General features: G+C 44.5%; 27 protein-coding genes. 12 read left to right on the top strand and 15 right to left on the bottom strand.

Going from position 1 to position 25,816, the window contains the following annotated elements; genetic code table 11:
- Positions 1 to 21: 21 nt before the first annotated feature.
- The 5 genes from rplI to WIG73_RS00910 all read right to left on the bottom strand — a co-directional run bounded on the left by rplI (position 22) and on the right by WIG73_RS00910 (position 4,969).
- On the bottom strand, positions 22 to 468 hold the full coding sequence (rplI, locus tag WIG73_RS00930; protein WP_177680090.1) for a 50S ribosomal protein L9: 447 nt from the start codon (positions 466 to 468) through the stop codon (positions 22 to 24).
- A gap of 31 nt (positions 469 to 499) precedes the next feature.
- A complete protein-coding gene (locus tag WIG73_RS00925; protein WP_337398900.1) occupies positions 500 to 2,497 on the bottom strand; it encodes a DHH family phosphoesterase in 1,998 nt (665 codons plus the stop codon).
- A gap of 22 nt (positions 2,498 to 2,519) precedes the next feature.
- The gene (locus WIG73_RS00920) at positions 2,520 to 3,476 is read right to left on the bottom strand and encodes a DUF2232 domain-containing protein (protein WP_337398898.1); all 957 of its coding nucleotides are present in this window, start codon (positions 3,474 to 3,476) and stop codon (positions 2,520 to 2,522) included.
- A gap of 156 nt (positions 3,477 to 3,632) precedes the next feature.
- Complete coding sequence (locus tag WIG73_RS00915; protein ID WP_337398897.1) at positions 3,633 to 4,535, bottom strand: SPFH domain-containing protein; 903 nt, start codon at positions 4,533 to 4,535, stop codon at positions 3,633 to 3,635.
- A 17-nt stretch (positions 4,536 to 4,552) separates the two neighbouring features.
- Complete coding sequence (locus WIG73_RS00910) at positions 4,553 to 4,969, bottom strand: NfeD family protein (RefSeq protein ID WP_337398896.1); 417 nt, start codon at positions 4,967 to 4,969, stop codon at positions 4,553 to 4,555.
- 338 nt (positions 4,970 to 5,307) lie between these two features.
- Between WIG73_RS00910 and WIG73_RS00905 the strand changes: the two genes are divergently transcribed.
- From WIG73_RS00905 to WIG73_RS00875, 7 genes are all read left to right on the top strand, one after another.
- Positions 5,308 to 7,425 (top strand): polyribonucleotide nucleotidyltransferase, encoded by a 2,118-nt coding sequence (locus tag WIG73_RS00905; RefSeq protein ID WP_337398936.1) that lies wholly within the window; start codon positions 5,308 to 5,310, stop codon positions 7,423 to 7,425.
- An 18-nt stretch (positions 7,426 to 7,443) separates the two neighbouring features.
- Positions 7,444 to 9,381, top strand: coding sequence for a threonine--tRNA ligase (thrS, locus tag WIG73_RS00900; protein ID WP_337398935.1), 1,938 nt, complete (start codon positions 7,444 to 7,446; stop codon positions 9,379 to 9,381).
- Positions 9,382 to 9,615, top strand: coding sequence for a trp RNA-binding attenuation protein MtrB (gene mtrB, locus WIG73_RS00895; RefSeq protein ID WP_177680003.1), 234 nt, complete (start codon positions 9,382 to 9,384; stop codon positions 9,613 to 9,615). It begins immediately after the preceding gene.
- 35 nt (positions 9,616 to 9,650) lie between these two features.
- Entirely contained in the window at positions 9,651 to 9,848 is a 198-nt protein-coding gene (locus WIG73_RS00890) for a hypothetical protein (RefSeq protein ID WP_177680004.1), read from the top strand.
- Between the two features lie 24 nt (positions 9,849 to 9,872).
- Positions 9,873 to 10,856, top strand: a complete 984-nt coding sequence (gene pfkA / locus WIG73_RS00885) for a 6-phosphofructokinase (RefSeq protein ID WP_249311657.1) — start codon at positions 9,873 to 9,875, stop codon at positions 10,854 to 10,856.
- A gap of 84 nt (positions 10,857 to 10,940) precedes the next feature.
- Positions 10,941 to 12,311 (top strand): MATE family efflux transporter, encoded by a 1,371-nt coding sequence (locus WIG73_RS00880; RefSeq protein WP_337398895.1) that lies wholly within the window; start codon positions 10,941 to 10,943, stop codon positions 12,309 to 12,311.
- Between the two features lie 14 nt (positions 12,312 to 12,325).
- A complete protein-coding gene (locus tag WIG73_RS00875; RefSeq protein ID WP_337398894.1) occupies positions 12,326 to 13,120 on the top strand; it encodes an alpha/beta hydrolase in 795 nt (264 codons plus the stop codon).
- Between the two features lie 35 nt (positions 13,121 to 13,155).
- Here the strand turns inward: WIG73_RS00875 and WIG73_RS00870 are convergent, their stop codons facing one another.
- Positions 13,156 to 14,547 (bottom strand): MATE family efflux transporter, encoded by a 1,392-nt coding sequence (locus WIG73_RS00870; protein ID WP_337398893.1) that lies wholly within the window; start codon positions 14,545 to 14,547, stop codon positions 13,156 to 13,158.
- Positions 14,548 to 14,775: 228 nt separating this feature from the next.
- Here WIG73_RS00870 and WIG73_RS00865 point away from each other — a divergent pair, with 228 nt between their 5' ends.
- The 5 genes from WIG73_RS00865 to WIG73_RS00845 all read left to right on the top strand — a co-directional run bounded on the left by WIG73_RS00865 (position 14,776) and on the right by WIG73_RS00845 (position 19,361).
- Entirely contained in the window at positions 14,776 to 15,615 is an 840-nt protein-coding gene (locus tag WIG73_RS00865; RefSeq protein ID WP_337398892.1) for a prephenate dehydrogenase/arogenate dehydrogenase family protein, read from the top strand.
- A gap of 17 nt (positions 15,616 to 15,632) precedes the next feature.
- Entirely contained in the window at positions 15,633 to 15,779 is a 147-nt protein-coding gene (locus tag WIG73_RS00860; protein ID WP_337398891.1) for a hypothetical protein, read from the top strand.
- Between the two features lie 16 nt (positions 15,780 to 15,795).
- Entirely contained in the window at positions 15,796 to 16,323 is a 528-nt protein-coding gene (locus WIG73_RS00855) for an ECF transporter S component (RefSeq protein WP_249311651.1), read from the top strand.
- A gap of 270 nt (positions 16,324 to 16,593) precedes the next feature.
- Positions 16,594 to 18,213, top strand: coding sequence for a hypothetical protein (locus WIG73_RS00850; protein ID WP_337398890.1), 1,620 nt, complete (start codon positions 16,594 to 16,596; stop codon positions 18,211 to 18,213).
- A gap of 20 nt (positions 18,214 to 18,233) precedes the next feature.
- Positions 18,234 to 19,361: an alpha/beta hydrolase family protein gene (locus tag WIG73_RS00845; protein ID WP_337398889.1), complete on the top strand. Its 1,128-nt coding sequence runs from the start codon at positions 18,234 to 18,236 to the stop codon at positions 19,359 to 19,361.
- 28 nt (positions 19,362 to 19,389) lie between these two features.
- Here the strand turns inward: WIG73_RS00845 and WIG73_RS00840 are convergent, their stop codons facing one another.
- The 9 genes from WIG73_RS00840 to WIG73_RS00800 all read right to left on the bottom strand — a co-directional run.
- Positions 19,390 to 20,163 (bottom strand): DeoR/GlpR family DNA-binding transcription regulator, encoded by a 774-nt coding sequence (locus tag WIG73_RS00840; RefSeq protein ID WP_337398888.1) that lies wholly within the window; start codon positions 20,161 to 20,163, stop codon positions 19,390 to 19,392.
- Between the two features lie 16 nt (positions 20,164 to 20,179).
- Complete coding sequence (gene pduL, locus WIG73_RS00835; RefSeq protein WP_249311648.1) at positions 20,180 to 20,818, bottom strand: phosphate propanoyltransferase; 639 nt, start codon at positions 20,816 to 20,818, stop codon at positions 20,180 to 20,182.
- A gap of 25 nt (positions 20,819 to 20,843) precedes the next feature.
- Positions 20,844 to 21,482, bottom strand: coding sequence for a BMC domain-containing protein (locus WIG73_RS00830; protein ID WP_337398887.1), 639 nt, complete (start codon positions 21,480 to 21,482; stop codon positions 20,844 to 20,846).
- A 23-nt stretch (positions 21,483 to 21,505) separates the two neighbouring features.
- Entirely contained in the window at positions 21,506 to 22,897 is a 1,392-nt protein-coding gene (locus WIG73_RS00825; protein WP_337398886.1) for an aldehyde dehydrogenase family protein, read from the bottom strand.
- 62 nt (positions 22,898 to 22,959) lie between these two features.
- Positions 22,960 to 23,508 carry a BMC domain-containing protein gene (locus WIG73_RS00820; protein ID WP_177677729.1) on the bottom strand — a complete coding sequence of 183 codons (549 nt, stop codon included), beginning with the start codon at positions 23,506 to 23,508 and terminating at the stop codon, positions 22,960 to 22,962.
- 23 nt (positions 23,509 to 23,531) lie between these two features.
- A complete protein-coding gene (locus WIG73_RS00815; protein ID WP_337398885.1) occupies positions 23,532 to 24,866 on the bottom strand; it encodes an SLBB domain-containing protein in 1,335 nt (444 codons plus the stop codon).
- 5 nt (positions 24,867 to 24,871) lie between these two features.
- Positions 24,872 to 25,141, bottom strand: a complete 270-nt coding sequence (locus tag WIG73_RS00810; RefSeq protein WP_177677725.1) for a EutN/CcmL family microcompartment protein — start codon at positions 25,139 to 25,141, stop codon at positions 24,872 to 24,874.
- Positions 25,142 to 25,247: 106 nt separating this feature from the next.
- Complete coding sequence (locus WIG73_RS00805; RefSeq protein WP_177677744.1) at positions 25,248 to 25,526, bottom strand: BMC domain-containing protein; 279 nt, start codon at positions 25,524 to 25,526, stop codon at positions 25,248 to 25,250.
- Between the two features lie 108 nt (positions 25,527 to 25,634).
- The coding region (locus tag WIG73_RS00800; RefSeq protein WP_337398884.1) for a BMC domain-containing protein at positions 25,635 to 25,816 on the bottom strand (182 nt) is incomplete at its 5' end.

Here is a 25,816-nt window from a genome sequence, read left to right as displayed (position 1 = left end):
GGCAGCCCTTTCCTTTGTGTTTTAAAGCGGTAAAACCTCAACCGTTATCTTTGCGGCAATATTGGCATAAACCTTTATCACAACTTCCGTGCTGCCAAGGGTTTTAATACTGTCCGGCAGCACAACCTTTTTTTTGTCAATCTCAACGTGAAGCTGCATCTTAATTTGTTCGGCAATGTCTTTTGCTGTGATGGAGCCAAACAGCTTTCCGTTGTCTCCTGCCTTTATCTGGAATTTTATCTTAGAGCCTTCTAACTTTTCGGCCAGCTGCTTTGCATGGAGTTCCTCCTGGTTTTTATGAAACTGCTCAGAACTTTTTCTGTTTTCCAGTTCATTTATGGTTGTTTTATCAGCCAAAACGGCAAGGCCTTTTGGAATCAAATAGTTTTTCGCATATCCATCTGATGCGTTTACCAAATCTCCTTTTTTTCCGTGCCCCTTAACGTCGGCCTGTAAAATTACTTTCATGTGTAATTCGCCCCTTTCATACGTTGTAAGTTTAGTTGGTTGATTCTAAATAATATTCGTCAATCGCAGCAAGCAGCTGCTGTTTTGCCTCCTCAGCAGAAGTCCCGGGAAGCTGTGCGCCGGCAATGGTTAAGTGCCCGCCGCCGCCGAGCTTTTCCAAAATTACCTGAACATTAATTCCGCCTAAAGACCTTCCGCTGATGGCGACGCCGTCGTTTGAATTAAAAATAACAAAAGACGCGATAATACCCTTAATATTGAGCAGTTCATCAGCTGCCTGGGCGGCGATGATGTGGGTGGACTCGTCTGATTTCGGCGCAATGCTCACTGCAATGTTATCTCTGATAATCGTAGAGTTTCTGATAATGTCGGACCGCTTAACATAAGACTGCAAATCCTGCTGGAACATGGTTTTCACAGCCACAGTATCAACGCCCTGACGCCTTAAAAAAGAAGCGGCTTCAAAGGTACGGACGCCGGTTTTAAACGTAAAGTTCTTCGTATCTACAACAATACCGGAATAGAGCGCCTCGGCCTCTAATTTTGTTAACGACATTTTGTTCGTTGTATACTGCAAAATCTCTGTAACCATTTCGCAGGCAGAGGAGGCGTAAGGCTCGTGGTAGACCAATGCGGTGTGTTCAATAAAATCTGCGCTTCTTCTGTGGTGGTCTACAATGACAATTTGTTTTGTCGGCTTCAGCAGGGCAGGCGCTTCCAAAAGGGAAGTTTTGTGGGTGTCTACCACAACAATCAGCGTGTTCTGATTGATTCTTGCCGCCGCCTGTGATGCGGTGATAATCAAACCGTCATATTCTTCGCTGTTTTCCAAACGTGTTATCATATTCGCCACGGTTTTGTCGTAGGTTTCCATACAAATGTTAATGGGCCTGTTGTGAATGCGGCAAATCCGATAAATTCCAAATGCCGCGCCAAAACCATCCACATCGGCGTTTTTGTGGGTCAGCACAATAACGTTCTCAGCATTGTTTACAAGGCCGGAAAGGGCAAAGCTTACGACGCGCGCCTTCACCCGGGTGCTTTTTTCGTGTTCTTTTGTTGAGCCACCGTAAAAGCGGAACTGTTCGTTATCCTTCATTACAACCTGGTCGCCGCCGCGGCCTAAGGCCATATTAATGGCATTTTTAGCAAACGTGTCGTTTTCAGACAGCGTCTGGCCGTTTAAGCCGATTCCAATACTGACGGTTGCGGGAATGGTATTTTTTTCGCTGATGGAACGAATTTTGTTTAAAATTTCGAATTTGTTCTTAATAAACTGTTCCAAGTGGCGGTATTCAAAAATAATAAAATATTTGTCTTTTTCATATTTAATGAGCATACCGCTGTGCTCAGCTGTCCAGTCGTTAATTTCCTTATAAATCTGTGCCTGAAGCTGCGGAACGTAGGCCGAAGGGGTAGATTCCATCAGCTCGTCATAGTTATCCACAAAAACCAGGCATTCAAAAGTTTTTTCACTGATATATTTCTTTTGGATTTCCGCTTCTTCTGTTATGTCCTCCAAATAAAGCAGGGTCATGGGCTTGTTTTCTTCTGATGCTTGTGGTGTGTTGCCGATTGCTTTAAACACCTTGTCGCCAGACTTCAATTCACAAATAAACCCATTATTTTCGTCGTCTGCGCGGAGCAGTCCTTTATTAAACTCTGGAAACAGGTCCAAAACAGAACATTCACTTAGGTGCCTGCCCGGAAAAATGTCCCGGAATTCGGTGTTATACCACCGGATTGCACCCTCTGCGTCTAAAAGTGCAATGGGCAGAGGGAACGACAGCAGAGCATTGCTGCTGGTGTCGCCGGCGTCCATGGTGACCTTTTCTATCATGGCGTTTAAACGCTTGCGGGAGATTTTTTTTAAAATAAAATTTAAAACAAGTGAAATAACCGCAAGGGACAGCTGAATAACGCCGATCCAGAAATCGCTGAAAATTAAAACCACGCCTAAAACGGCAAACGCTAAAATATACACCTCACCGGTCAGGTAAAGCTTTTCTATCTTATTATTGTTTTTCATAACGACTCAACTCCTAAAGAAGCTAACGAATGATTTTTTTTCTGTGCCGGAAGTCAAAACAGCCGTCCAGCGCGCCGCAAATGGCGAGTGCTAAAAAGGGAAGCCCCATTAAAACAAAAGCCGACAAAGAAATGCCAACTAAAACGAGTTTGCGCACGCCGGACTTTTCGATCCTATTTTTTAATTTATATTCAAGAAAAGACAGTCCCAAAACAAAAAAGACAAAGGTCATAACAGTAACCATGTTCAGCAGAGTGTCTGACAGAAAATTGCCGGCAGGCACCACAAAATAAAGTGCCAGCAGAACAAAGTAGGTTATGCTGATCACTTTGTCCGCTCTCCAATCAGAAAACGATGCGAACATTGATAGGTCCGATTTTCTAATTTTTAAAATCCGTTTAAACAAATAGTAACTAAGAAGCGCAAAGCAAATACATGCAATTACGATAAAGCTGGGCGTAAACCGCAGCAAGGTGGAGGTCAGCTCCGACACAACATTGTTTATCTCCGTGCCCGAAAGCTGGGAACCATACATTGCAGTTAAAGACTCTTTATAAACCTGCCCTACGGAGGCAATCGCCTCTTCAAAAATGTTTTGCCCCGGCGATGCCATGCCCGCCAGTTTTATATTAACCGCTATGTTCAATACATATACAGAGGTAAAAATACTGAGCAGCTTGAAAACAGACAACTTCACATTATAACAAATTCCCAGCGTAAGTCCGCACAAAATCAAGGGAAGGGAAGTTATCAGTGCACCTGACAGACTCTTTTGAAACAAAACATAAACGGCGCAAATAACAAACGCCTGGAACGCCACAAAACCATAGTGGAACCGCGTGGCGGAATAGCCAAGCAGTGCAGTGACGGCAGCAGCGCACAAAATAGACAGCGCAGCGGCCGGAAGCAATGTGAGCAATGTAAAAACAACTGTTATTAAAACAGCCAGAAAAAATTCCTTTAATTTGTTAGAAGGCAATTCCTTTCCTCCTTATACTCATATATTATTTTACATTTTATCACATTATTTTTAAAATATCAAGATATATCAAAAATTATTCCGCTACCTACCTGACGCCGGATATAGAAATAGCCGCCCGGCAATATGCCGGACAGCCTTTCTTAAAACCAAACCTTATTCATTTTTGTCGCTTACCGCAAGCTCCTTAATGCTTGTCACAAGACCTGCTAACCCCTGAATTTCAGAGGGGATTATAATTTTTGTTGCCTTTCCGTCTGCCGCCTTTTCAAAGCTTTCCAGCGCCTTTAAGGAGATGTAGGCTTCGGTGGGGTGAGATTCGTTAATCTTTCTAATTCCCTCCGCAATAGCGGTTTGAACGGCCACAATTGCTTCCGCCTGTCCCTCCGCTTCTTTAATGGCAGCCTGCTTTTTCGCCTCAGCGCGCAAAATGGCAGATTCCTTTTCGCCTTCCGCCATCAAAATAGCGGATTTTTTCTCGCCCTCGGCCCTTAAAATAGATTCACGCCGCTCACGCTCTGCCTTCATCTGTTTTTCCATGGCGTTTTGAATTTCTTTCGGCGGAATAATATTTTTAAGCTCCACACGGTTCACTTTAATGCCCCAGGGATCTGTAGCTTCATCCAATATGGCGCGCATTTTTGTGTTGATGATGTCTCGGCTGGTGAGCGTGCCGTCAAGCTCCATATCGCCGATAATGTTACGCAGCGTTGTGGCGGTTAAATTTTCAATGGCCATCATGGGGCGTTCCACACCGTAGGTATAAAGCTTTGGGTCGGTAATCTGATAGTAAACAACCGTGTCAATCTGCATGGTTACGTTATCTTTTGTAATAACGGGCTGGGGAGGGAAGTCCACAACCTGTTCTTTTAAATTCACCTTTTTTGCAACCCGCTCCACAAACGGAATTTTAACATGAAGCCCAACCTGCCACGTTGCGCTGTATCCGCCGAAACGTTCAATGATAAATGCGTTGGCCTGGGGGACGATTCTGATGTTTGCAATTACCAAAACCACTAAAATAATGATTAAGCCAATTAAAAATGGCATTTTACCCATCCTCTCATTTTTTTATTTTATTTGGCAACAATAAGTTTCACACCGCTGATTGCCTTAATTGTTACCATTGTTCCTTTTTCTATTGGCTGCCCGTCTTCACTTTTCACAGACCAAACTACGTCGTTCACTGTTAGCTTTCCAGTGGACAAATCGTTGTTGACCTCCTCTGTGAGCAAAGCCGTTTGCCCAATTAACCGATCCGCATTGGTGGGCTCTTTCTGCCTGCGCATTTTTTTCATAAGCGGCCTTGAAAGAACAAGCAAAACTGCTGACACCAGGGCAAACACCAAAACCTGAACGGTGGGACCGGCGCCAAGCAGGAATGCAATTAAAGCACCCAAAGCGCCGCCGGCAAACCAAATGCTGACAAACTGAAACGTTGCTGCTTCTAATATGGCAAAAACGATAATACCAATAAACCATACAAATCCCATGGCACTGCCTCCAACTTTAAAATTTTATCAAAATATACAAATTTATTATATCATTTGTCGAATTTGAAGTCAATATACGCAGAAAAGAAAGAGCAAGGAAAATTCTGCCTGACGCGCAAGATTATCCTTGATATTTCATATTCTGTGTGATATAATAAATATGTTTTAGGCTGGATTAATTTGCTAAGATGTAAGAGATAAGCACCAAACAAGCTTTTGACGTTTATCTCTTATTTCTTGCGGTTAGCCGGTCTTGAGCGATACACCGTTTTGCCCGCATCACGGCGTATTATTTTACTATATTCTATTTCGCGGGCAGAAAGGTTATGAAACAATTTATGTACAAAAGTTTTAAAACAGAATTTGCGGGCAGACCGCTGGAGATTGAAACAGGCAAATTTGCAGAACTGGCAGGCGGGGCAGTTATGGTCCGTTACGGCGAGACCTGCGTTTTGTCTACCGCAACTATGTCGGCAAAGCCGAGAGAGGGAATTGACTTTTTCCCTTTAAGCGTTGATTTTGAAGAAAAACTCTATTCCGTAGGCAGAATTCCCGGCGGATTTACACGGCGCGAGGGCAAACCCTCGGAGAAGGCAGTTTTGGTGTCCCGCGTTATCGACAGGCCCATCAGGCCCCTGTTCCCGAAGGATTTGAGAAACGATGTGTCTGTGGTAAATACCGTGATGTCTGTTGACCAGGATTTTTTGCCTGAGGTTGCTGCAATGATTGGCACGTCCATCGCACTGACAATTTCCGATATTCCGTGGAACGGCCCCATCGGCGGCGTTGTGATGGGATATGTTGACGGTGAAATCATTACGAATCCAGACGTTGCACAGCGGGAGAAAAGCGATTTATATTTAACCGTTGCAGGCACCAAAGACAAAGTCGTTATGATTGAAGCCGGCGCAAACGAAGTGAAAGAAGAAGTTGTGTTTGACGCAATTATGCAGGCTCATGAAGAAATTAAAAAGATTTGCGACTTTATTTTAGACATTCAAAAAGAAGTTGGAAAAGAAAAAATTAAATATGAGCCGCACGTTGTAGACGAAGAAATGTATGAGGCGATTAAAGCCTTTGGTTTAGAAAAATTGAAAGTTGCTTTAGACACAGATGACAAAAACATCCGCGAAGCAAACATGAAAGTGTTTTACGAAGAACTGTATCAGCACTTTGAAGGAACATATACAGAAGAAGAAAACGGTGCAGAGATTACCGAAACCGTGGAAAAACTGATGAAGTTCATCGTTCGCCGCTGGATTTTGGATGAGGGCAAGCGTGTAGACGGCAGAGGTATTTTAGATATTCGTCCCCTGCATGCAGAAGTTGGCCTTCTTCCCAGGGCACATGGCTCCGGCCTGTTTTCAAGAGGTCAGACCCAGGTTATGACCGTGGCTACTTTAGGCCCTGTCGGTGATGCGCAGATATTGGACGGAATTGACTTAGAAACCGAAAAACGCTATATGCACCACTATAACTTCCCGTCCTACAGCGTCGGCGAAACCAGACCGTCCCGCGGGCCGGGCAGACGTGAAATCGGCCACGGTGCTTTGGCAGAGCGTGCTTTAGAGCCGGTTATTCCTGATGTTGACACGTTCCCTTATGCTTACAGGCTGGTGTCTGAAGTGCTCTCCTCAAACGGAAGTACGTCTCAGGCCAGCGTCTGCGGAAGCACATTGGCGCTAATGGACGCAGGCGTTCCCATCAAAGCGCCGGTAGCGGGTATTTCTGTAGGCCTGGTGACCGAGGAAGACCGGTTCATCACTATGGTGGATATTCAGGGACTGGAAGACTTTTACGGAGACATGGACTTTAAGGTTGCCGGCACAAAAGAAGGCATCACCGCAATTCAGATGGACATTAAAATCGACGGGCTGACCCCGGAAATCATCAAGCAGGCTTTTGCACAGACAAAAGAGGCAAGAAACTACATTATAGACGAAGTCATTTTAAAAGCAATTCCGCAGCCCAGAGAGTCGCTGTCGAAATATGCGCCGAAAATCTTTACCATGAATATTGACGTTGACAAAATCCGCGACGTTATCGGTTCCGGCGGAAAGGTTATTCAGAAGATCATTGCTGAAACTCAGACCAAAATCGACATTGAAGACGACGGCACCATTTACATTGCCACTGCCGACGAGGAAATGGCAAACCGGGCCATGGAAATTATCAAAGCAATCTGCGGAAACATTGAAGTTGGAAAGATTTTTAAAGGTAAGGTTGTTACCGTTACATCGTTTGGCGCTTTTGTGGAATTCATTCCCGGCGTAGAGGGCTTAGTGCATATTTCCAAACTCGAAAACAGGCGTGTTGCCAAAGTGGAAGACGTGGTAAACGTTGGCGATGAAATTATGGTTAAGGTTATGGGCGTGGATGAAAAAACAGGAAAAATCAGCCTGTCCCGAAAAGATGCTATATACGAATTGGAACACAAAAACAACGAAGAAAAATAGACAAAGTTGGAGGCAGTAATTATGAAAATCACACTCAAAGACGGAAGTCAGCTTGAATATAACGAACCAAAACCGCTTTATGAGATTGCGGGCGATATCAGCGAGGGCCTTATGCGCGCAGCGCTGTCTGCGGAGGTAGACGGCAATGTGACTGAGATGCAGACCGTAATTGACCGCGACTGCACCGTTAACTTTTTAACCTTTCAGGACCAGAAAGGGAAAGACACCCTTCGCCACACCGCATCGCATATTTTGGCTCAGGCAGTGAAACGGCTGTATCCTGACGCAAAGCTTGCCATTGGGCCGGCGATTGAAAACGGCTTTTATTACGACTTTGACTGCGATGTTTCCTTTTCTGCTGAAATTTTAAAGGCGATTGAAGCCGAAATGAAAAGAATTGTCAAAAAAAACCTTCCCGTTAAAAAATTTACAAAACCCAGGGAAGAAGCCATGAAATATTTTGAAAAAAATGGAGAACCCTATAAAGTAGAGCTCATTCGTGACCTGCCGGAGGACGCTGAAATCTCCTTTTACCAGCAGGGCGAATTTGTAGACCTCTGCGCAGGCCCTCACGTCTCTTCTACAGGAAAAGTAAAGGCTTTTTGCTTAACAGGAACGGCAGGCGCATATTGGCGCGGCAATGAAAAGAACAAAATGTTACAGCGAATTTATGGCACGGCGTTTTTAAAGAAAAGCGATTTGGAAGAACATCTGGCAGCAATGGAGGAAGCAAAAAAACGTGACCATAACAAGCTGGGACGGGAGTTAGAACTGTTTACGACATCTGACGTGATCGGCCAGGGCCTTCCTATTTTGCTGCCAAAGGGCGCCAAAATCATTCAGACGTTACAGCGTTTTGTGGAAGATACAGAGGCCGCACACGGCTGGCTGCTGACCAAAACGCCCTATATGGCCAAAAGCGACATTTATAAAATTTCAGGCCACTGGGATCACTATTTAGACGGTATGTTTGTAATGGGCGACGAGAAGAAGGACAAAGAGGTGTTTGCTCTGCGCCCCATGACATGTCCGTTCCAGTATCAGGCTTATTTAAACAAAATGAGAAGCTACCGTGATTTGCCCCTGCGCTATAACGAAACGTCAACCCTCTTTCGGAACGAGGCCTCCGGCGAAATGCACGGCCTTATCCGAATTCGTCAGTTTACCATTTCCGAGGGACACTTAATGTGCCGTCCAGACCAGTTAGAGGACGAGTTCCGCGGCTGTTTGGAGCTTGCCATTTACATGCTGAAAACCCTGGGGCTGTATGAAGATGTGTCTTATCGGTTCTCCCAGTGGGATCCTGATGACCGCGAAAAATACATTGGCACTGAGGAACAGTGGAACGAAGCGCAGAGCACTATGAAGCGTATTTTAGACCATTTGGAAATACCATATAAAATTGGAATTGGCGAAGCGGCATTCTATGGGCCGAAGCTGGATATTCAGATTCGAAATGTGTTTGGAAAGGAAGACACGCTCATTACGCTGCAAATTGACCAGATGTTGGCAGAAAACTTTGGCATGGAATACACCGACAGCGACGGCACAAAAAAGCACCCATATATTATTCACAGAACTTCCATTGGGTGCTATGAACGCACGTTAGCGCTTTTAATTGAGAAATATGCCGGCGCATTCCCAACATGGCTTGCACCTGTGCAGGTAAAGCTTTTGCCCATTACAGACGGACAGAAGGAATATGCGCGGGAATTTGCGCTTGAGCTTCAGAAAAGTGGAATTCGTTTTGAAGTGGATGACAGAAACGAAAAAATTGGATATAAAATCCGCGAGGCACAGCTTGAAAAGGTTCCCTACATGCTGATAATCGGTGAAAAAGAAACGGAAACGGGTTCCGTCAGCGTCCGTTCCAGAAAAGACGGGGATCTGGGCCAGATGAAAAAGGCAGAGTTTATCGAAAAAATCTTACAGGAAATAAAGGATAAGGTGAGATAAATGGACGAAATTTTAGGCGGCGGCACGGGAGAATATATCGTTGTGCGGGCGGAGGAAGACGGCGTGAGCATTTTCGGCCTTACCCGGGGGCGCGACACCCGCTTTCACCACACAGAAAAGCTTGACAAAGGTGAAATTTATATAGCCGAGTTCACTGAAATGACGTCGGCTATGAAAATTAAAGGCAAGGTGACGGTATTCTGCCGTCACGGCGTTGTAAAATCCAGCGAATAGGCTTTGCGCAATAAGCTAACGGAGGTGTTAATGGTTTGTGGATTGTTGTGTATATTACGCAAAACAAAGAAACGGCTATGACAATTAAAAAGCTTTTGCGTGACGCAGGGCTTTTGGTAAAAATGCGGTCTATTGGACTAAGGTCTGATGAACAGTATGGCTGTTATGAAATTTTACTCCCTGAGTCTGAGGTAGAGGAAGGTCACAGCGTTATCATTGAAAGCATGGTTTAATTTAGCAAAGAATTTGGTTAGGATGTGAATAATATGAAAAAAATTGGTGTTTTAACAAGCGGCGGTGATGCACCGGGAATGAATGCTGCAATTCGTGCGGTTGTGCGTGCCGGTATTAACCAAGGGCTTGAAGTGCTTGGAATTAAAAAAGGATATGTTGGCCTGTTAGAAGGGCTTTATGACGAAATGACGGCCCGGTCGGTTTCAGATATTCTCCACCGGGGCGGCACAATTTTGCAGTCGGCCCGCTGCAAGGAATTTAAAACGCAGGAAGGCGTTCAAAAAGCCGTGGAAACCGCAAAAGAAATTGGGCTTGACGGTTTGGTTGTTATCGGCGGCGACGGTTCTTTCAGGGGCGCGCGGGATTTAAGCCTTGCCGGCCTGCCAACTGTTGGAATTCCGGGCACAATAGACAACGACATTGGCTGTTCCGATTACACCATTGGGTTTGACACGGCGCTTAATACCGTTCAGGAAGCAATTGACAAAATCCGCGACACATGCAGAAGCCATGACCGTTGTTCGGTTGTTGAGGTTATGGGTCGTGATGCAGGGTATATTGCCGCTTATGTGGGCCTGTCTTGCGGGGCTGAGGCTGTAATTGTTCCAGAAAAACATTTTGACTTTAAAAAAGACGTTTTGCAGAGCATTGCAGAAGGTGTGAAACGCGGTAAGGAACAGCATTTAATTATTGTGGCCGAGGGCGTGACGAAAGACAACATCAGCGCAATTGATATGGCGAAACGGATTGAAGAAGAGACAGGCGTTGAAACAAGGGCAACCATTTTGGGACATATCCAGCGCGGCGGAAATCCATCTGTGAAAGACAGAGTAGTGGCCAGCAAAATGGGCTATTTCGCCGTAGAGCTGATTAAAGAGGGCATCGGCAACCGTATTGTGGCAACAAAAGGCGATGATATTGTTGACTACGATATTTTAGAGGGCCTGAACATGTCGAAAAAGTTAGACGCGGAATTGCTGAAAATTTCAGAAATTCTTTCTATGTAATGAAAATAAAATTTAATATTTATGAGGGATTGATGTGTGTTGAATCATCAGTCCCTCATAAACATTCAAGGAGAATAAAAAAACGTGCAAACTACAGAAAATGAGCTAATGGGCACGGAAAAGCTGTCTAAGCTGATGCTGAAAATGGCAATTCCGTCAATCCTGGCTCAAATTATTAATATTTTATACAATATCGTAGACCGAATTTATATTGGAAGAATTCCCGATGTTGGAATTAACGCGCTGACAGGCGTTGGCGTTACTTTTCCAATTTTAACTTTTATTTCGGCGTTTTCTGCCTTCGTTGGCGCCGGCGGCGCCCCGCTTTCCGCCATTTGGCTTGGCAAAGGTGACCGGGATAAGGCCGAAAAAATTATGGGAAACGGCGTGTTCCTATTAATTGTATTTTCTGTTTTGTGTATGGCGGCGTTTTATATTTTTATGCGCCCGATTTTATATGCATTTGGTGCAAGCGATAGTACATATGGGTATGCTAGCAGTTACCTTTCGATTTATCTGGTAGGTACGCTTTTGGTGCAGCTTGTTCTGGGGCTGAATCCTTACATCATTACCCAGGGCAGATCCACTCACGCAATGGTTTCCATTGTTGTCGGCGCGGTTACAAACATTGTGTTAGACCCCATTTTTATTTTTGTGTTTAAAATGGGCGTTCGCGGCGCCGCGGTTGCCACCGTTATTTCTCAGTTGTTCAGCGCTATTTGGACGGTTTATGTTCTGTGTGACAAAAAGTCTACACTTAAAATCAAACTTAAGTTTTTAAAACCGGATTTCAAAATCATTGGCCACATCTGTGCGCTTGGGGTTTCACCTTTTATTATGCGGTCTACAGAAAGCCTGGTGGGCATTGTGCTAAACCGCGGCCTTCAGCTTTACGGCGGCGACTTGCATGTGGCCACTGTTACGGTTATGCAGAGCATTATGCAACTGATTTTCGCCCCCATTTCCGGCTTTACACAGGGAGTTCAGCCAATTATCAGCTACAACTATGGCGCCGGCAAGTTCCATAGGGTGAAACGGACTTATCGTAGCATGATCGGAATTTGTTTTGTTTTTTCATTGGTAGCCACATTGTTAACGATTTTTCTGCCCAGGTTCTTTGCGTCCATGTTCACCACGGATATAACGCTGATTGAGCTGGTGGGCAGACAAATGCCGGTCTTCATGTTTGGTATGCTGTTCTTCGGACTGCAAATGGGTATTCAGCCAACCTTTTTGGGACTGGGCGAAGCAAAGCTTTCGCTGTTTATTGCACTTTTAAGAAAGGTGCTTCTGCTGGTTCCCCTGGCAATTATCCTGCCGAAATTTTTCGGCGTTTGGGGTATTTATTATGCAGAGCCTATATCAGACATTCTATCGGCAACAATCGCAACGCTATTGTTTATTTTTAATATCAGGCGGATTTTAACAACAGAAAATTTAGAAAAAATTAAATAAAAGGAGAGAAAATCATGCAGGTTGAAACATTTCAGCTATGGAAAAATACACCAGGGATGTGCGAAGAGGTGCCAACAATTACGGCGTATATTCCTGAACGGGGAAAAAAGCAGGGCGCAGTGGTAATTTTGCCCGGCGGCGGTTACTGTCACAGAGCGCCCCATGAGGGAATGGGATATGCAGAGTTTTTGGCGGTTCACGGATATAGTTCTTTTGTGGTGGAATATCGTGTTTCGCCACACGAATTCCCTCTGCCGCTTTTAGACGCGCGCCGGGGCATTCGGTATGTCCGGTACTATGCGGAAAAGTTTGGAATTGATAAAAACAAGGTTGCCATCATGGGTTCTTCTGCCGGCGGCCATCTGGCGGCGCTGACGTCTACCTATTTTGACACAATTGATTATGAGGGAAAAGACGAAATTGACAAAGAGGATTTTCTTCCAAATGCGCAGATTTTGTGCTATCCGGTAATTGACCTGCATACTCCCATAGCGCACGAGGGAAGCGGCATGTGTCTATTAGGGGCAAGATATGATTCCGACTTTGAAAAGTTTATTCCACGGCTTCTGGCTTCGGAAAACACGCCCCAGGCGTTTATCTGGCACACCTTTGAAGACGACGCTGTAGACGTGCGCAACAGCTTAGGCTATGCTGCCGCACTGCGGGAAAAGGGCGTTCCAACGGAACTGCACGTGTTCCCCAACGGCGGTCATGGCAAGGGACGGTCTGAAGCAGATGACAAGATTTCAAGGCATATTTACCAATGGAACGGCCTTTTGTTAAAATGGCTGGAATACATAGAACAATAAGAAACCCGTCCGGCAGAAAATGCCGGACGGGTTTCTTATTGTTCTGTTGCCTTAAAAACAGCCTGCGGTATTGTTTTATCTGACGGTTTTAGCACCTTCTTTTTAATGTAAAGGTAGCAGAAAAAGTGCACCAGTGATGTAAAGGTCCAGGACAATACATAGGAAAGATACAAACAGTCCAGTGTGTGAACATATTGAAACGCTGTAAAAATCCAAACGATACGAACACCGCATACGCCAAAAATAGACACTACCATGGGCATGACAGTGGAGCCTGTTCCGCGGATTACGCCGGTAAACACCTCCATAATTCCGCAGGTCACATATAGCAAACAAATGTATTTCAGACGAATCATGCCGAAATAAATGGCGTTTAAGTTGTCCGGGCTGTAAATTTTTAAAAGAGGAGTGCCAAACACATATAAAAGCGGCCCCAAAACCAGACCTACAGCTCCTGTAAACAAAAGACATATTTTTAATGTGGAATTCACGCGCCGGAATTGTTTGGCACCGAAATTTTGCCCGGAAAAGGTTGTGGCGGCCTGCCCGAAAGCGTTCATAATGGAATATAAAAACCCTTCAATGTTTGCGGCGGCTGCGTTGCCGGCCACCGTGTCGGAGCCAAACGAGTTGATAGACGACTGGATTATGACGTTTGAAAAGGAAAAGATGGAACTTTGAATGGCAACGGGCAGCCCAATTTTCACCATTTTCAGTAATGTAGCTCCGTGAATTTTCAATTCCTTTAGATAAAGACGGCAGATCCCGTCCGTCTTTATAAGGGAAAGCACAACAAAAATGGCGGAAATATACTGTGAAACGATTGTGGCAATTGCCACGCCCGCAACGCCCATATCAAATTTAATAACGGTAATCAGATTCAAAACAACGTTTACCAGTCCTGAAATGGACAAAAAGAACAACGGGCGCTTTGTGTCACCCACGGTGCGCATAATAACGCTTCCAAATGTATAAATCATAAATGCGGGCATACCCAGAAAGTATATTTTCATGTAGAGGGTCGCCTGATCAATCACATCGTCCGGAGAGCCCATAGCGTGAAGCAGCGCCCTGCAGGAAAAAAAGCCAAAAATGCTTACCATAATGCCGCCAACAAGGCTGGTTAGCATGGCAGTGTGCACAGCGTCGTGGGCTTTGTCATAGTCGTTTGCACCAACGTTTTGCGCTAGCAGAACGCCGGTTCCTACCGAAAGGCCAATAAACGCATTTACAATTAAATTAATTAAAGAAGATGTTGAACCTACTGCGGCAAGTGCGGTGCTTCCCACATACCGTCCCACAACGATAATGTCAACAGCGTTATATAAAAGCTGCAATAAACTTGTTAAAATTACAGGAATTGAGAACTTGACAATTTTGGGGAACAAAGAACCCGAGCACATGTCAATTTCATATTTTCCAGCCAAACTTTACACCCTCTTAATATTCATTCATGGCTTAGTATACCACCACAAATTTTTTGTGTCAATAACAGAAAATACGGTTTGGTGAAATAGAACAAATTTACATGCTTTTCCGAATTTAATTTATTGTTTTGTCCCATGCAAAAAAATTGAAAAAAAGTTCCAAACATGATATAATAAATAAAAAAGGAAAAGAAAGCCATTTCTTTACAAGACAGGAGTGCAGTACAAATGACAAATATTTTAATTGTTGGCTTGGGGCTTATTGGCGGTTCGTTTGCTAAGGCGCTGTCGGGTTTTCCAAATGCAACGGTTTATGGCTTAGATATTGACGAAAATGTAATTGCGCAGGCAGAAGCAGATGGCGCCATTGCAAAAGGTGTGTGCGAAGCAGACGCGATTTTACCAAAAATGGATATTGTCATTTTGTGCGTTACACCAAAAGCTGCAGTGGACTTTATTAATACGAAGACGTTTCAAAAAGGCGCCCTTGTCACGGACGTGTGCGGCGTTAAGGGAATGATGTTTGCAGAAATTAAAAATGACGACATTGATTATATTGGCGGGCACCCCATGGCAGGCAGGGAATGTGATGGTTATGAAAATTCCACAGGCGACTTGTTTCGCGGGGCAAACTATATTATGGTGACAAAAGAATCCAACTCTGTGGAGCATATTCAAATTCTACAAGATATTATAAAATATATTGGCTGCACAAAAATAACGAGAACTACATCAAAAGAACACGACGTGATGATTGCCTATACAAGCCAGCTGATGCATGTGGTGGCGGCCACCCTATGCGACAATGAAATTTTAGACCGGGCAGAGGGCTTCAGCGCAGGCAGTTTAAGAGACTGCACGCGAGTAGCAAAGCTAAATCCCAAAATGTGGGCCGAACTTTTCGTTGAAAACAGGGAAGCGCTGTCTGAGCAGATTGACATTTTCACAGCCAGCTTAAAAAAAATTGAGATGATGATTAAAAATTCAGACGTTTCGGGAATTGAGGACTTTTTAACCGTGACCTGTGAACGCAAAAAACGGTATCTGGCAGAAAAAGAAAAACGGTGATTGCGGAGGGATCTTATATGAAACAATATGATCTGGTTGTAATCGGCGGCGGTTTTGCCGGCACGGCGGTTCCCATTGCAAAAAAAGATTGTGTGCAGCTAACTGCGGTAAATATAGATAAACCGAGAAAAACACTGAAACAAAACGGTGCTTTTTGCGGCTGAGAAAGGGGTGACAAATGTGGGTGACAAAAAAATATTAAAGCTTGTCATTGCGGCAATGTTTGCATCCTTAGTTTGTGTAGCGACGATGGTAATTAAAATCCCTACGCCGACGAACGGATATGTGAATTTGGGCGATTGCATTGTTCTTCTCTCCGGCTGGTTGTTAGGGCCCGTTTACGGAGTTGCAGCCGCTGCAATTGGCTCTATGCTTGCAGATTTGTTTGCAGGATATCCTGTATATGCCGCGGCAACCTTTGTAATTAAAGGCGCGGTGGCGCTGATTGCATGGCTGATTTTTGGCAGAAAGAGCAGAGGTGCTGTTTTAGCCGTTGTTTCTGCTGTTTGCGCGGAAGCTTTTATGGCGTTTGCTTATTTTGTGTTTGAGTGGCTGTTAATGGGCCAGGGAATATCCGCCGCTGCAGGCATTCCTGCGAACCTGGTTCAGGGTTTAATTGGTGCAGTTTTAGCACTTATACTTTTAAAGCTTTTTACAGGCAGCAAGGCGCTTTCAGAGTTCTTTGAAACTTTTAAAAAGAAAAATTAATGCGGACAACTTACCGAATTATTCGTTCTTACATAGTATGTAGCATAACGAATAAAGGAGGTAAGAGTTATGGGATGCAATGGTGGCTTCTTAGGCGGCTTCGGCGATAACAACTGCATTTGGATCATTCTTATAATTATCCTCATTTGCTGCTGCTGTAACGACTAGTTATTAGAAAAGGGGGCGCCGTCTTGCAGGCTTTGCCTGTGGGGCGGCGCCTTATTTGCGTTTTATTTGGACAAATTAATCAAAAAATGTCCGGCGGCATACTTGAAAAACAAAATACCGTGTGATACACTCAACCCAAGAGGTGAAAAGAATATGCAAAACAGCGGCATAATGTTAAATGAAGATCCCAATCATATTTATGTTTCACGGATGAACGTGGCCAACGAAATTGATGAGGCCTATTTAAGAAGTTTTATTGACCAGTATCAAGACACAGACGTAACAGACTTTTTAATCTGCGCAAACGGCCCTTTGTCTTCCTTCCCGTCAGAGGTGCTCATGTCTTTCAGTGATAAATATCTTGTACGGGAGGAGCTGGGCCAACCGGTAGATTATACGGGTACCTTTGTAAAAAACGCATATAAAATTTGGAATGAAAAGGGACTTGACCTTTTTTCCATTTGGATTGACCAATGCAACCGAAACGGAATTCATCCGTGGATATCGTTTCGAATGAATGATGCACATTGCCATTATGACATTCCAAATGTGCTAATCAGTCAAAATTATTACGATCACTTTAAAGATTTTTCCCGCGTGCGCCACCGCCGGCAGTTTCAATATTATGACCGATGCCGGGATTTCGCAATTCTTGAGGTGCGCAAGGAGTGGATTGCCTATATCACCGAAACACTGGAACGTTATAGCCCCTATGGAATTGAGCTGGACTTTCAAAGAGAGTTCGACTGCTTTCAAATAGGCCATGAGTGGGCGGGCATAGAGATTATGACGTCGTTTTTAAAAGAGGTGAAAGAAACCGTTATAAACGCCGAAAAGCGGATTGGCCATCCAATTAAAATTGCCGTCCGCTGCCATGCGGACCCTGTTTATTGCATGGAATTAGGATTTGATATTTTAAAATGGGCTAAGCTGCAATATATTGACATGGTTATACCGTCGCCGCGGTTTCGCACAACCGACAACGATATGCCCATCCGGCTGTGGAAACAAATGTTACAGCCATATCATGTGGAGCTTGCAGGTGCAATGGAAATATTGGTCAATCAAACCCCTGTGGGCGACACTTACGAGGTTCAGGCAAACACCGTCAGCACAGCGTTGGGAACGGCGGCAAACATACTGTCCCAGGGCGCGGATAAGCTTTATCTGTTTAATTATATGGATACGGCAGACCATATGATTTTGGACAAGTCAAATATCGACAGTTCTGCCGATGAATTGATTACTGGAGAGACATTATATATTAATTCCAGCAGTGCGTATTGCCGTTTGCTGACAACTGCTGGGTCTTTAGAAAAAATTAACAAAGCATTTAGACGGCATATTGTTACCTATCAGGATAAAAATCCTTTGTGGCGGGATACGAGAGCTCAACTTCCATGCACGGTCCAATCGGCAGAAGAGCCAAAATTTATTAAAATTGCTACCGGAATCATTCCGCAAACCTGCAGCACAGTTTTAAAGTTGGGGATTACAGGGAACGTGAATCCAAAATCGGATTTGGAATTATACATCAACAGCAGCGAAGTGCGGTTCTTGAAAGAGGTTTCCCCAGAGCCGCCAATATTAACGAAAAGTCCTGTATACTCCTTTGTAATTCCGAACACCGCCATCCAGCAGTTTTTTCAGGTGCTCGAAATCTTTACCAAAGGAAAAACGTTTACAATCGATTATGTTGAAATAGCGGTAATACCAAAATAAGTTTGGGAGGTGCGGGTTTCATGAATAAATATTCTGCCGAATACTTTGCAAAATCATTTTATGATGAACATAATTTTCCATTGGCATATCAAAAAGGCATGAGTTGTGAAGAACGGGAAAATTGGAAACAGGCGCTAACAGATAAAATACGAGAACTGATGGCGTTCCCGAAAACGATGTATGAAGAGCCAAAAGTTCATTTGTTGCTGTCAAAAAAACGAGAAAACTATCGCATAGAAAAGTATGAAATGAGCCCAGAGCCAAATTTGTGGATTACGTTCTTTTTAATGGTGCCAGATTTTGCGTCAGAGAAGCATCAAACGCCCGGTGTTTTATGCCTTCCGGGCACAGGATGGACAAAGGAGGCACTTTGCGGTGAAGATTTCTGCGATTTGGACTATGATCCCCCGCAGCCAATAACTGGCATCGGTCACAGATATTATTATGCCAACGTGCAGGCGTTACACTACGTCAAAAATGGCATGACCGCAATTGCCTGTGAAGATATTGGCGTTGGAGAGCATGCAGGGAAAAGCCTCGATGTAAATGACATTGAGAAGCTTTTAATTGGGCAGGGGAGAAGTATAATGGGCGTAACCGTTGAGATTCGCCTTGCTCTGCTGAAGTGGCTGAAAAAACTTCCCTTCGTGGACCGCAACCGTATTGCTATCAGCGGCCATTCGCTGGGAGTGGATTCTGCTATGCATGTTGTTTTGCTGGACACCGATGTCAAAGCTTTTGTGTATAATGATTTTATTTGTGATACGCAGCAAAGAATTTCCGCTATCTGTCCACCGGAACACTTTTACCCAAACTGCTGGCACATGTATCCTGGAATTTACCGTTGGTATTCTTATCCAGACCTTTTGGCAGCTTATGCGCCGCGGAAACTGTTTATCACCGAGGGAGGAATGACGGAGCACCTTGAACGGTTGGCTAATGTTTATGCAGAATATGGAGCGTTAGAAAACTTCCGTTACGAACATTATCGCGAATACAGCGCCCCGGAAAATCGAAAACATGACCACGAACCGCTTCCCAAAGGGTTGACGCATGCTGAATATTTCGAATTTGCCAATGTAAATCCGGAAAAGCATTTCTTCAAGTTTGAAGCGGCAATTCCCTGGCTAAAGGATGCATTAAAATAACAAAATAGAGCGGCCTGTTATGGCCGCTCTATTTATTTGTTCCAACATTAATATATTCAATTCCTGATTCAACAAATTTATCCATATATTCATCACTGAGGTTAGAATCCGTAATAAAATAGTCAATACCGTCTAACGGGGCCAGTTTGTAAAACCCGACTTTGCCGATTTTTGTGGAATCGCATAAATAATATTTTTCATTGGCATTAGCCAGCATTTGCTGTTTGATGAAACACTCCTGCTCGTTGCTTTCCAAAATTCCTGCATTAGGCGTAATCCCCTTGCTGGAAAAGAAAACCTTGCCGGCAAAAAAGTTGTTTTTAATGGTGTTTTCCGCCAAAGAACCAACAAAAGATTGATTGCTGCTGACCAAACCGCCAACAGTGATCAATTTTACCGACTCAACGCCGGAAAGCTCATTAATAATCCGTAAGGAATTGGTAATTACCGTTATGTTTCTTATTTTTTTTATTTCTTTTGCCATGTAAAATGTGGTAGTGGAGGAGTCTAAAAAAATGGTGTCGCCGGGCAGCAGATGCTCTGCGGCCTCTTTTGCCAGCCGTTCCTTTGCAGCGGAGTTGGTTTGTTTCCGTTTCTCAAGCGAAAGTTCATACGAACTGTCAGTTATGGGAACAGCGCCGCCGTGCGTGCGAACCAAAACCTCCTGCTTTTCAAGCTTTTCCAAGTCCCGCCGAACGGTTTCCTCCGTAACGCCCAGTTCTGCGCTGAGCTTGCTCACCCAAACAGCGCCGTTGGCATTTAAATTTTCCAATATTCGTTTTTGGCGTTCTAAAGCAAACATAGGTTCTCCTTAAAAACTACTGTTTTTTTAAAATCTTAACCTTATCGCCGTTTCTAAGCATAGTGGAATTTGCATCGTCTGTGTCGATATGCATTTCACAGCGAAAATCGTCGCGCACACGAACCTGAACATCATAAAACCTTGTGGGTTTAATACCCTCAACAAAAACATCAACATATTCGTTGTCCGAAATATTGTTTGCCGCGGCATATTCAGGGTCTAAGTGAATGTGGCGGTTGGCAATGATAACCCCCTCTTTTAAATACACCGTTCCGCAAGGACCGACCAGAACGAGGCGTTCTGAGCCTTCAATGTTTCCCGAGGGGCGCACCGGGGGACTTACTTTTAATATGAACGTGTCAGTTTTCGAAATTTCCACCTGGGTGTTCTTTCTCACAGGTCCCAAAACGCGAACCTTTTCAATGGATTTTAAAGACGGGCCAACCAGCGTTACAAACTGGTCTGATGCAAATTCGCGGCCCATAAGGGTTTTCTTTTTGGTAAGCTCAAACCCCTCGCCAAACAGAATATCCAAATCCTTTCTGGACAAATGGACATGACGCTGCGACACGCCGATTGTTACGGAGTCTCTATTCTTTTCAAAATCAACAAGCGCATTTTTCACCGCTTCTTCAATTGTTTTCATATCTATCATAACAATACACTCGCTTTACGTTAATTTAGTTTTCCGTGTCAAAAAACTTGATTACTTCGTCGTGGGGGCGGGGAATAACCGCTTTTCCATAAATCTTGCCAAGCTTAGAGGCGTGCGTTTCGCCTGCCTCAATGGCAGCTTTCACAGAGGACACGCTGCCGCAAATTACAAAGGTACAAAGTCTTCCGCCCAGTCGTTTTTCTGTATGGATTAGCCGAACGTCTGCGGCTTTTAGCATTGCGTCTAAGCCTTCAATGGAAGCCACTAAACCTTGAACTTCTAAAAGGCCAATGTCAGCGGCTATACCGGGTTCTATTTCTGCACCCAAAAAGCTTTTAGGAAGCTTTTTGTTAAACTTGTCTTTATTAATATCCATTAAATATGCCATTTTTTCCACGTCTGTGCCCGGATTGGCAATCACGTGGGAAACAATGAATTTACCCTGAGACTTTGCATATTCCACACCGGCCTCAACTGCGGCCTTAACGGCAGACACATTGCCCTCCATTTTTACCACCATCACCAGCGGGGCGGGAACGTCGGGGCTAAGCGGCCTGTTTCTGTCAAACGCAATAATTTTTACATCGGCAGCTTTTGCAGCAACATCTGCAACGCAAACCGCTGTGGTAAAGCTATATACTTCAACTAATCCTAATGCGTTCATAACATACATCCTTTATCGAAATTTTAAATAATATGAAGCCCGTCAACCATAACGCATCTTCTCGCACGTGTGAAGGAATGGGCAGCGGTTAATCCCTCGCCTGTGGGTCCTGCAATTGTAAAGGTTGTATAGCCTTCGCCGCCTGCGCCGATTCCTGCATAAGAAGGTGCATTCTTCACAAAGATGGTAGTTTCAACAGCTTTTGCAAAGGCTGTTAAATGGTCAATATTTTTTGAATGAATGTGTGCAGAGTGGCGGTTACCGTGCTCAGCATTCACAGCCATTTTAATTGCTTCTTCAATACTGTTCACGCGGACAATTGCCAAAATGGGCATCATCATTTCCACCTGAACAAAAGGATGCATTTCCTCAGTTTCACAAATAATGAGTTTCGCGTCGGAGTCAATGCCCAGTTCCTTTAAGAACAGGCTGGCGTCTTTGCCCACCCATTTTTTATTAATTCCAAATTTGCCGTCTTTTTCAATTAAGGCAATTTTCTTTAAACGTTCAACTTGGTCGCCGTCAATCATGTATGCGCCGTTTTTTATCATGCTGTCAATCAGCTCATCGGCAATGTTGCTGAATGCAAAGCACTCTTTTTCCGCAATGCAAGGCAGGTTGTTATCAAAGCTTGCACCAAGAACAATGTCGCGGCCGGCTTTTGCAACGTCGGCGGTGTCGTCTACAATGACAGGCGGGTTGCCTGCGCCTGCTCCGATTGCTTTTTTGCCGGAGGAGAGAAGCGTTCTAACCACGCCCGGTCCGCCGGTTGCAACCAACATTCTGACAATGGGCGAAGCCATCATTTCTTTAGAAGTATCCATCGTCGGTTTCGCAACAGAAACAACTAAGTTTTCAGGGCCGCCGGCTTCCACAATTGCACGGTTTACCAAATCTACCGCATAGTTTGCTGTTCTGCAGGCGTTGGGGTGTGGATTAAACACAACGCCGTTTCCGCCCGCAATCATTCCAATAGAATTACATATAACCGTTTCGCTGGGATTGGTAGACGGTGTGATGCTGCCGATAACGCCGAATGGCGCCATTTCAACTAATGTTAAGCCGTCGTCGCCGGTTAAAGCGGTGGGTTTTAAATCCTCCGTGCCGGGGGTTTTGTTGGCAACGAGCTGATGCTTAATAATTTTGTCAGCAATCCGGCCCATTCCTGTTTCTTCAACGCCCAATTTTGCTAACGTTTCTGCTTCCTCTAAGGTGAGCTTGCGGATGTTGGCAATCATTTTTTCGCGCTGTGCAATGGAATAACTGCGGTAGAACTGATAAGCCTTGTTAACCGCCTCCAGGGCATCGGTCATACTGTCGAAAACACCCTTTAACCGCTGCTGGGGAGCTGCCTTTTCTAGGTTTTTCACAACATTTTGAACAATTTGGTTGATATAGTTTTCATTTAATTCCATATTCTAACCCTCCGGTCTTATTTTGTATCTCGTCCGCAAAGCGGAAATTTTTACGTCGTAAATTATAGAAGTGTTTGCCATAACTTTTCGTCAGGCCGCGCAATGATAGAACTGTCTAAGAAAAAGCCGTTATCGGTTATCTGCGCTTTTGTCTTTTCAATTGCAGCGGTAACAGATGCCACGCTACCCGTAATTAGCATATAGGATTTACCGCACATGCCCTTTGCAATTCTCAGTTCAATCAATTCGACCTCAGCAGTTTTTGCCGCCACATCGGCTGCAACAATAATAGAAGCGGCGGAATAGGTTTCTAAAACGCCCAACGCCTCCACAGTTTCTATGCGTGTTGCACCATAAATGGCCGAAAAAATGGATTCGTGGGGATTACCCAGAACAAAACTGTCAATCAGTTTTTCGTCAAACTTGGTTTTCGAGGCGTCAACCGCGGCGCGGACGGCGCTCAGTTCACCTGAAATGATGATGATATATTTACCGGGACAAACCGTTTGTGCTTCCAAAATATCCACATCAGCGGTTTTCACCATGGTATCTGCGGCCAGAATGCCGGTTGAAACTGTAACATATTCCACCATGCCGATTGCTTTACTCATAAAGTGGTCTTCCTTCCAAAATTTTATTTATTACACTGAATCAAAATAAAGTGGTCGTTCGCATCAATCACCGTGCCGCTGACGGGGGAGTGTAACGAAAGCCCCAAAACTTTTGGATCAGCCTGGGCGATTACGTCGCCTTTGCTGATCGTTTGCCCGGCAGAAACCACCGGGGGATTGGGCGCACCAATATTTTGCTTTAAAGAAATTCTCAGTTTATCTAAGTGAAGCTCTGTTTCATCCAAACGCGCTGGTTTGTTATATTTCGTAAGTCCCAGCCGGGCAATTAATCGGGGAATGGGAACCAGCTTCATGCTTCTGTTTGGGTCAACCGTTTTCACAGGAATATCCACGGGGATTTTCACACCATTTGCTTTAAGCCCGGCTTTATATTCAGAAATAAGCGTTCTGGGAGCTAACCCCTGAGGACAGGAATATAGCTCGCAAAGACCGCAGCCGGAGCAAAATAAGGTATTGATAAACGGCCCTAAGTCCTTCGTGTCGCCGCTGGTTGCGCTCCGCATAAATGCGTGAGGCTCAATGGGGTGGCCCAGCAAATTGCGGGAACAGGTGGTTGTGCAGGCGCGGCATTGGCAGCAGGTGCCCATGGCGCGCTTTAAGCTGATGGATATTCTGGTCTTTTTCATTTCAACAACGGGGTGGTTTTTGGGAAACACCAAAATGCCGTTTGTTGTTTTCGTTACCGTGTCTAACGGATTCACCAGCGCACCCATCATGGGGCCGCCGGAAATCACGGCATAATCTTCTTCTGTTGCGCCGCCTGCCAAGTCAATAAGCTCCGAAAAGGTCATTCCCAAAGGGGCTTTCACTGTAATCGGATTTTGAACAGCGCCGGAAATGGTCACATATTTATGTGTAACAGATTTTCCCTCGAACACGGCGCGGTAAATGTTTAAAGCAGTTTCCACATTAAACACCGTAACGCCGACAGAAATTGGAATGCTTCCCGGAGGGACCACCCTGCCTGTGGTTTCATAAATGGTGATAACCTCATCTCCTGCAGGATAAACCTCAGGAAGATAAGAGAGTTTTATATTATTAAATTTATCTAAAACAGCGTTCACTGCATTGATTGCATCGTTATAATTTTTTTTCAGGGCAATAATCACATGCTCTGCGTTGGTCGCCTCTGAAATTACATGAAGTGCCGAAAGAATTTCAAAAGCGAATTTTGCCAGAACCTGCTGATGCAGTTTTAAAAGCGGCTCACATTCGGCACAGTTTAAAATAATGGTATCGGCCTTATCGCTGAGCTTTGCGTAAGCGGGGAAACCCGCACCGCCTGCACCGGCAACGCCGGCGTTTTGAAGTATTTTTTTTAACTCTTCAAGTGACATCTACATCACAACTCCAATTCAGAACCGTTATCTACAATACCTACAATTGCGGCGTCAACAGGGGAGTTATCAAGATTGCAGCCAATCCGCGCGGCGCTGCCCTGTGCTACCATTACGACTTCGCCAATTCCGGCGCCAACGTTGTCCACTGCAATAATTTTGGATTTGCCGTTGTTCATCTTTTCAAAAATTTCAACAATCATCAGCTTGCAGCCTACAAGCTTTTCGTTTTTGCGTGTAGCGACAATGCTTCCGGTCACTTTTCCGATAATCATAATTCACCATTCCTCACATCTATTTTGGAACATCAGCGTAAATTTCTCCCGTGCCGGACTTTTTATAAAATCCGGCACGAAAGGAATTCTAAATGGAAAAGATTTGTTATTTAATAGCCGGTAAAATCTTTTCAACGTCGCCGTGGGGTCTCGGAATTACGTGGGTAGCTACGAGTTCGCCAAGTTTAGCAGCATTGTTAGAGCCTGCTTCAACAGCGGCTTTCACAGCGCCAACATCGCCGCGAACCATAACGCTTACCAATCCGGAACCGATTTTTTCTGTGCCGACCAAAACAACATTCGCTGCTTTGAGCATAGAATCTGCAGCTTCAATTGCTGCAACCAAACCTCTTGTTTCCACCATTCCTAATGCTTCCTGTGCCATTGTAAAGTCTCCCTTCATATTTTCATTCATAGTTTTATTTGAATTTTCATTTACTGACTTTTTTGCCTTTTTTTCTTTTTCAGCCATGATGCTTCACCCAGCTTTCAATTAGAATGACGGTAAAATCTTTTCAACGTCAGCATGGGGTCTGGGAATTACGTGAACCGCAACCAGCTCTCCAAGCTTTGACGCACATTCAGCACCGGCTTCTGTTGCAGCTTTCACAGCGCCAACGTCGCCGCGAACCATAACGCTTACCAATCCGGAACCGATTTTTTCTGTGCCGATGA

Origin of the sequence: Congzhengia sp. (assembly GCF_037235575.1) — a bacterium.
In the GTDB taxonomy this organism is placed as follows: domain Bacteria; phylum Bacillota; class Clostridia; order UBA1381; family UBA9506; genus Congzhengia; species Congzhengia minquanensis.
Note: the sequence above shows the minus strand (reverse complement) of the source record. Positions and strands in the feature narration are given on the sequence as shown.

What these genes read in the sequence shown, in the direction of transcription:
- rplI (WP_177680090.1), bottom strand. Translation starts at nt 468, where the DNA reads ATGAAAGTAATTTTACAGGCCGACGTTAAGGGGCACGGAAAAAAAGGA.
- WIG73_RS00925 (WP_337398900.1), bottom strand. Translation starts at nt 2,497, where the DNA reads ATGAAAAACAATAATAAGATAGAAAAGCTTTACCTGACCGGTGAGGTG.
- WIG73_RS00915 (WP_337398897.1), bottom strand. Translation starts at nt 4,535, where the DNA reads ATGGGTAAAATGCCATTTTTAATTGGCTTAATCATTATTTTAGTGGTT.
- WIG73_RS00910 (WP_337398896.1), bottom strand. Translation starts at nt 4,969, where the DNA reads ATGGGATTTGTATGGTTTATTGGTATTATCGTTTTTGCCATATTAGAA.
- WIG73_RS00905 (WP_337398936.1), top strand. Translation starts at nt 5,308, where the DNA reads ATGTACAAAAGTTTTAAAACAGAATTTGCGGGCAGACCGCTGGAGATT.
- mtrB (WP_177680003.1), top strand. Translation starts at nt 9,382, where the DNA reads ATGGACGAAATTTTAGGCGGCGGCACGGGAGAATATATCGTTGTGCGG.
- WIG73_RS00875 (WP_337398894.1), top strand. Translation starts at nt 12,326, where the DNA reads ATGCAGGTTGAAACATTTCAGCTATGGAAAAATACACCAGGGATGTGC.
- WIG73_RS00865 (WP_337398892.1), top strand. Translation starts at nt 14,776, where the DNA reads ATGACAAATATTTTAATTGTTGGCTTGGGGCTTATTGGCGGTTCGTTT.
- WIG73_RS00860 (WP_337398891.1), top strand. Translation starts at nt 15,633, where the DNA reads ATGAAACAATATGATCTGGTTGTAATCGGCGGCGGTTTTGCCGGCACG.
- WIG73_RS00845 (WP_337398889.1), top strand. Translation starts at nt 18,234, where the DNA reads ATGAATAAATATTCTGCCGAATACTTTGCAAAATCATTTTATGATGAA.
- WIG73_RS00840 (WP_337398888.1), bottom strand. Translation starts at nt 20,163, where the DNA reads ATGTTTGCTTTAGAACGCCAAAAACGAATATTGGAAAATTTAAATGCC.
- pduL (WP_249311648.1), bottom strand. Translation starts at nt 20,818, where the DNA reads ATGATAGATATGAAAACAATTGAAGAAGCGGTGAAAAATGCGCTTGTT.
- WIG73_RS00830 (WP_337398887.1), bottom strand. Translation starts at nt 21,482, where the DNA reads ATGAACGCATTAGGATTAGTTGAAGTATATAGCTTTACCACAGCGGTT.
- WIG73_RS00825 (WP_337398886.1), bottom strand. Translation starts at nt 22,897, where the DNA reads ATGGAATTAAATGAAAACTATATCAACCAAATTGTTCAAAATGTTGTG.
- WIG73_RS00820 (WP_177677729.1), bottom strand. Translation starts at nt 23,508, where the DNA reads ATGAGTAAAGCAATCGGCATGGTGGAATATGTTACAGTTTCAACCGGC.
- WIG73_RS00815 (WP_337398885.1), bottom strand. Translation starts at nt 24,866, where the DNA reads ATGTCACTTGAAGAGTTAAAAAAAATACTTCAAAACGCCGGCGTTGCC.
- WIG73_RS00810 (WP_177677725.1), bottom strand. Translation starts at nt 25,141, where the DNA reads ATGATTATCGGAAAAGTGACCGGAAGCATTGTCGCTACACGCAAAAAC.
- WIG73_RS00805 (WP_177677744.1), bottom strand. Translation starts at nt 25,526, where the DNA reads ATGGCACAGGAAGCATTAGGAATGGTGGAAACAAGAGGTTTGGTTGCA.